5 protein-coding genes and 1 pseudogene are annotated in these 6,302 nt (G+C 61.6%); 1 reads left to right on the forward strand and 5 read right to left on the reverse strand.

Annotation, left to right across the window (positions count from 1 at the left end; translation table 11 throughout):
• Positions 1-13: 13 nt before the first annotated feature.
• The 5 genes from GYK42_RS22585 to GYK42_RS22605 form a co-directional block, all read right to left on the reverse strand.
• Positions 14-1,489: a mannitol dehydrogenase family protein gene (locus GYK42_RS22585; RefSeq protein ID WP_205711509.1), complete on the reverse strand. Its 1,476-nt coding sequence runs from the start codon at positions 1,487-1,489 to the stop codon at positions 14-16.
• A gap of 1 nt (position 1,490) precedes the next feature.
• Entirely contained in the window at positions 1,491-2,537 is a 1,047-nt protein-coding gene (locus GYK42_RS22590) for an ABC transporter ATP-binding protein (protein WP_070306091.1), read from the reverse strand.
• Between the two features lie 24 nt (positions 2,538-2,561).
• Positions 2,562-3,380, reverse strand: a complete 819-nt coding sequence (locus GYK42_RS22595; protein WP_046684815.1) for a carbohydrate ABC transporter permease — start codon at positions 3,378-3,380, stop codon at positions 2,562-2,564.
• 10 nt (positions 3,381-3,390) lie between these two features.
• The gene (locus GYK42_RS22600; RefSeq protein ID WP_166449294.1) at positions 3,391-4,251 is read right to left on the reverse strand and encodes a carbohydrate ABC transporter permease; all 861 of its coding nucleotides are present in this window, start codon (positions 4,249-4,251) and stop codon (positions 3,391-3,393) included.
• Between the two features lie 231 nt (positions 4,252-4,482).
• A complete protein-coding gene (locus GYK42_RS22605; RefSeq protein ID WP_046684817.1) occupies positions 4,483-5,793 on the reverse strand; it encodes an ABC transporter substrate-binding protein in 1,311 nt (436 codons plus the stop codon).
• Positions 5,794-6,103: 310 nt separating this feature from the next.
• Between GYK42_RS22605 and GYK42_RS22610 the strand changes: the two are divergent.
• Positions 6,104-6,302 (forward strand): annotated as a pseudogene (locus GYK42_RS22610) (carbohydrate porin); the annotation flags it as partial.

A 6,302-nucleotide genomic window follows, 5' to 3' on the forward strand; every position in this document is an offset into this window, starting at 1 on the left:
CGCGCCCTTCCCGTCAGGCCACGATCTGTTCCAGCGCCCCGCGCGCGCCCAGCCCATACAGGCTGGCCAGCGCTTGCGCCACGGCCTGCGCAAACGCTGGCGTGTCGCTCAAGTCGCCGAACAGCTCGCGCAGGGACAGCAGCGCCGCAGCGTCCGCCCCGCCCTGCAGCGCCAGCGCGCGCAGGCGCGCCGCATGCGGGTCGTTCAGGGGCATCTCGCGCCCCTGCTCGTCGTGGCCCTCCAGGTAGCGGAACCAGCACGCCACGGTGAATGCCAGCAGCTTGATGGCTCCCCCCTGGGCCAGCGCTTCGCGCACGGATGGCAGCACGAATTTCGGGATGCGCGCGGATCCCTCCGTGCCGATGCGCGCCAGCTGGTCGCGCACGGCCGGATTCGAGAAACGTTCGATCAGCGTATTTTTATAGCGCGCCAGGTCGATGCCTTCCACTTCATCCAGCAGCGGCGTGACCTCGTCATCCATCATGCGCCGCACGAGCGCGCGGATGCCAGGATCGTTCATCGCTTCGTGCGCAAACGTGTAACCGAGCTGCATGCCGATGTAGCACAGGGCCTGGTGGCTGGCATTCAAGAGGCGCAGCTTCATCTTTTCATACGGCAGCACGTCGTGCGTCATCTGCGCGCCCACCTTTTCCCAGGCCGGCCGGCCCTGCGGGAATTCGTCTTCGATGACCCACTGGCGGAACGGCTCGCACACGACGGGCCAGGCGTCGATGATGCCGAAGCTGTCGCGCACGAGCGCCCGGTGTTCATCCGTGGTGGCCGGCGTGATGCGGTCGACCATGCTGTTGGGGAAGCTGCCATCGGTGGCCAGCCAGCGCGCCAGCTCGAGGTCGCGCAGGGCGACAAAGGCCAGCAGCATCTTGCGCGTAACGTCGCCATTGTTTTGCAGGTTATCGCAAGACATGATGGTAAACGGCGCCAGGCCACGTTGGTGGCGCCAGGCCAGCGCGGCGGCCAGGTAACCGAACGAACAGCGCGGCGATTCCGGATGCGCCAGCTCATGCACGATGTCGGGGTGAGCCGCATCGAATTCGCCCGTGCCCTGGTTCACGTAATAGCCGCCCTCGGTGATGGTCAGCGCGACGATGCGCGTGCCGGGGTCGGCCAGTTTTTCCAGCACGGCTTGCGGGTCATCGGGCGCATACAGGTAGTCGCCCACGCAGCCGATGATGCGGGCAGAGTCGCCGGCCGCGCTGCGCTCGACCACCGTATACAAGCCGTCCTGCGACTGCATGGCGTCGCGCATGGCCGCGTCATGCGCCAGCAAGCCCACGCCGCAGTATCCCCATTCCACATTGCCGGGCAAGGCCAGCAAATCGTCGAGGTAGACGGCCTGGTGGGCGCGGAAAAAACCGCCCACGCCGATATGCACGATGCTGGGCACGAGCGTCTCGCGCACGTACGCGGGCACGGTGACGGTGGCCTGCAGCTTGGCCAGGTTCGCCTGTTTCAGTTCAATGGCGCTCATTTCAAACTCCCTTGGCGGCGGCATAGGTCTTGCCGGCGCGGTCAAAATAATGGACGAAGCCCGGCTCGAACGTCAAATGCGTCTGCTGGCCCGGCTGCAGGCTGCTGCGCTCGGCGCCGCGCGACACCACCTGCACATTGTTCGGCAAGCGCACATAGGTCAGGGTTTCCACACCCAAGGACTCCACCAGATCGACCGTGACGGGCACGCTGCCCGGCTGCGCCGCGCCCAGGTGCACGTGTTCGGGACGGATGCCGACAAAGCCATCGGCCTGCGCCGCGCTGCCCGCCTGCGCCAGCAACTGCGGCGCCGCGTCGGCCGGCACCACGTTCATGCTGGGCGTACCGATGAATTGCGCGACAAAGCGGTTGGCGGGGCGGTCATACAATTCCAGGGGCGAGCCATGCTGCTCGATCTGCCCGTCGCGCAGCACCACGACCCTGTCGGCCAGGGTCATCGCTTCGACCTGGTCGTGGGTTACATAGATGGTGGTGGCGCCCAGTTCGCGGTGCAGCTTGGCGATCTCGATGCGCGTCTGCACGCGCAGTGCCGCATCGAGGTTCGACAGCGGTTCATCGAACAAAAACACTTTCGGATCGCGCACGATGGCGCGGCCGATGGCCACACGTTGGCGCTGGCCGCCCGACAGTTCCTTCGGCGTGCGCTCCAGGTATTTTCCCAGGTCGAGGATGGCGGCCGCCTTGTCGACTTTCTCGCGGATGATGGCGGGATCGACGCCGGCCAGTTTCAGCGCGAAGGACATGTTCTGGAACACCGTCATGTGCGGATACAGCGCATACGACTGGAACACCATCGCCAGGTCGCGCTTGGACGACGGCAGGGCCGTGATGTCGCGCCCATCGAGCGACAGCTTGCCGCCGTCGATCGGCTCCAGGCCCGCGATCAGGCGCAGCAGGGTGGACTTGCCGCAGCCCGAAGGCCCGACGAAGACGACGAACTCGCCCTGTTGGATTTCCAGGTCGATGCCCTTGATGGCGCGGTGCTCGCCAAAGAATTTTTCGATATTGCTCAGTTGAAGGTAAGCCATGATGTGAGTCTCTATTTTGTATAGTTATTTGACAGCGCCGAAAGTCATGCCTTGTACTAACTGCTTCTGGCAGAACCAGCCCAGCGCCATGATGGGCGCAATCGCCATCAGCGAAGCGGCCGACAATTTTGCCCAGAACAGGCCTTCCGGACTGGAATACGAGGCGATGAGCCAGGCCAGGGTGCCCGCGTTGGACGCGCCCAGGTTCAGCGACCAGAACGATTCATTCCACGACCACACCATGCAGACCAGCGCCGTGGACGCGATGCCGCCCACGGACAGGGGCAGCACGACGTGGCGGAATTCATCCCACACGGTGGCGCCATCCATGCGCGACGCTTCGAGGATTTCGCGCGGCAGCTCCTTCATGCTCGTGTACAGCAGCCAAATCATGATGGGCAAATTCATCAGCATGAACATGATGGTCAGGCCGATGCGGGTGTCGAGCAGGCCGAAGTACTGGTAGCAGATATAGATCGGCATCAGGGCGCCCACGCCGGGCATGTAGCGCGAGCTGAGCATGAATTTCAGCAAGCCGATGGTGCCGCCCGTGGGAAAGAAAGCCATCGAATAAGCGGCCGGGATGGCGATCAACAGGCCGATGGCCGTCGAGAGCACGCTGGTAAACAGCGAGTTCCACGCGTAGCCGAAGTAGTTGTCGCGCGCCAGCACTTCGCGGAAACTGTCGAGCGTGGGCGTGAAGAACAGCAGCGGCGGCGTGGAAATGGCCTGCCCTTCCGTCTTGAAGGCCATCAGGCCCAGCCAGAAGATGGGAAAGAACAGCAGCAGCGCGAACAGCCAGGCGGCAGCCGTGCGGCTATACAAATTGAGTTTGCTATGCATCAATGTCTCCTTATTTCGACAGATTCTTGCCGATGACGCGCATCAGGAAGAAGGCGGCGATGTTGGCAATGAGCACGGCGAACAGGGCACCAGCCGAGGCCGCTCCCACGTCATACGACAGCAGTGCCTGCTGATAGATCATGAAGGTGATGGTGGTCGTGTCGAAGCCAGGACCGCCGCCCGTGGTGGTAAAAATTTCCGCAAAGATCGACAGCAAAAAGATCATCTCGATCATCAGTACCACCGAGACGGCGCGGCCCAGGTGGGGAATGTAGAGGTAGCGCAACTGCTGCAGATAGGTGGCGCCATCCATGCGCGCCGCTTCCAGTTGCTCGCGGTCCATCGACTGCAGGGCCGTCATGAAGATCAGGCAGGCAAACGGCAGCCATTGCCACGAGACCATCATGATGATGGAAAACAGGGGGTGGGCCGACAGCCAGTCGACGGGCGCGGCGCCAAAGAATAGACTGATTTGCGCGAACAGGCCATAGATCGGGTTGAGCAGCATGTTCTTCCACATCAGGGCATTGACGGCCGGCATGATGAGGAAAGGCGAAATCAGGAGCACGCGCACGATGGCGCGTCCCGGGAACGCTTCGTTGATCAGCAAGCCCAGCGCCGTGCCCAGCACTACCGTGACCAGCATCACGGAAAACAGCAGGGTAAACGTGTTCTGCAAGGCCGGCAGGAAAGAGGCATCCGTAAAGAAAAAGTGGAAATTGGCCAGGCCATGGAAAGGATGGCCGCTCGGATCGAGCATGGAATAGCGCACGAACGAGTAGTACAAGGTGATCAGCAGCGGGATCACGGAAATGACGGAGACGGCGACCACGGCCGGCGTCAGCAAAGTCCGGGGGATAATGCGTTTCATAATGTTCTCTTGGGGCGTGAGGTGAGTGATTGATCTCGCGCAATAGCAAGGCCAGTCACGTGACCTGTTTTACAAACCAAACGGCACAGCAAAGATGCCTGACAAAACCGTAGCGAGCGGCAGTGATTTGTGGCCGAGAAGCGCAACCGTACTTTAGTACGGGGGCGCCGAGCCGGTGAGCATCGCCGGCCGCAAAGCGCGACGCGCAGCAGGTTTGGTCAGGCTATCTTCCTACTTGTAATAGCCGCCTTTGCGCATTTCACGCTCCGCCGTCTGCTGCGACAACTCCAGCGCCTGGTCCACCGTCACCTTGCCCAGCAATGCTGCCGCCATCTGCTGGCCCGCTGCCACGCCGATGACCTGGAATTCGGGAATCGATGCGAATTGCACGCCCACGTACGGCGATGGCGGCAAGGTGCTTTGCACGGCGCGCGTGGTGGCCAGGGCCTTGCCTTCGGCGGCGGCAAATTTCGCCACTTTCTGGAACTCGGGGCTCGCATACGTCGACTTGCGCGTGCCCGTCGGCACGTTGGCCCAGCTCGTTTCCTTGGCCACCAGTTTTACATAGTCGGGCGACGTGGCCCAGTTGATGAAGCGTTGCGCTTCGTTCGGGTGCTTGGAGCTGGCTGGAATCGCCAGCGACCAGATCCACAGCCAGTTGGCGCCCCGCTCCGTCACGCCGACGGGCGACTGGGCAAACGCCACCTTGTCGGCCACCTTGCTTTGCTTGGGGTCCGTGATGAAGGAGGCGGCAATCGTCGCGTCGATCCAGATGCCGCACTTGCCCTGGTTGAACAGGGCCAGGTTTTCATTGAAGCTGTTGGCGGCCGCGCCCGGCGGGCCGTATTTCTTCATCAGGTCGACATACATGTTGACGGCGTCCTTCCACGGCTTGCTGGTAAATTGCGGCTTCCATTTCATGTCGAACAGCTGGCCGCCGTAGGAATTGGCCATGGTGGTGATCAGGGCCATGTTGTCGCCCCAGCCCGGCTTGCCGCGCAGGCAGATGCCGTACACGCCGTTGGCCGGATCGTGCAGCTTGGCCGCCACGTCGCGCAGCTGGTTCCAGGACGGGCGGTCCTCGATCGTCACGCCCGCTTTTTTGACGAGGTCGCTGCGGTACATGATCATCGAGCTTTCGCCATAGAACGGCGACGCGTACAGCTTGCCGTCGCCGGACAAGCCTTCGCGGATGGCCGGCAGCAAGTCGTCGATATCGTATTTGGCGTCCGGCTTGATGGGGATCAGCCAGTTTTTCTTGCCCCAGATGGGCGTTTCATACAGGCCGATGGTCATCACGTCGAACTGGCCGCCCTTGGTGGCAATATCGGTGGTCATGCGCTGACGCAAGACGCCCTCTTCCAGGGTCACCCATTTGAGCTTGATGTCGGGATTGGCTTGCTCGAAGAACTTGCTGAGCTTTTGCATTTCGATCATATGGCCGTTGTTGACGGTCGCGATGACCAGGTCGGTGGCGGCAAAAGCGGACGAAGCGAAGCAGAAAGCGCCGGCGCACAGCGCGGCAATGGCGGAACGTTTCATTGTGTGTCTCCAGTGTTTTTTGTCGTTGGCAATGCTCAGGTACTTGGCACCACGACCACAATGTAGCACCGGACTTTGATACTTTCTGATACTCCAAAACCGCAATTCGATACTCTTTTGCAAGCCTGCCATGCGCAAGAGTATCGGTATGTAGCAAAAACAACACTCTGAAAGAAAGTATCAGTACTTGCACGTTTTGTATCAGGGTGGTTAAAAAAGCGCTGCTAGACTTGGTTTTCGGCATTAGACCGTGTGCGGTGACCACCTTACGGGGCGTCACCGCTACCACCAACATTCTTCTGGAGACCGCATGAATCGCACTGCATTGAAAACTTTACCTGCCCTGCTCCTGGCCATCGCCAGCGCTTCCGCCATGGCCGACCCCATGTACCCATCCGACTCCGAAGGCTTCCACGGCTACCTGCGCGCTGGCGCCGGCAGCAATACCTCGGGCGACGGCGGTTCGCAAGGCTGCTTCGGCCTCGGCGGCAATACCATGAAATATCGTC

Source organism: Janthinobacterium lividum (assembly GCF_011601275.1).
Classification (GTDB): Bacteria; Pseudomonadota; Gammaproteobacteria; order Burkholderiales; family Burkholderiaceae_D; genus Janthinobacterium; species Janthinobacterium lividum_E.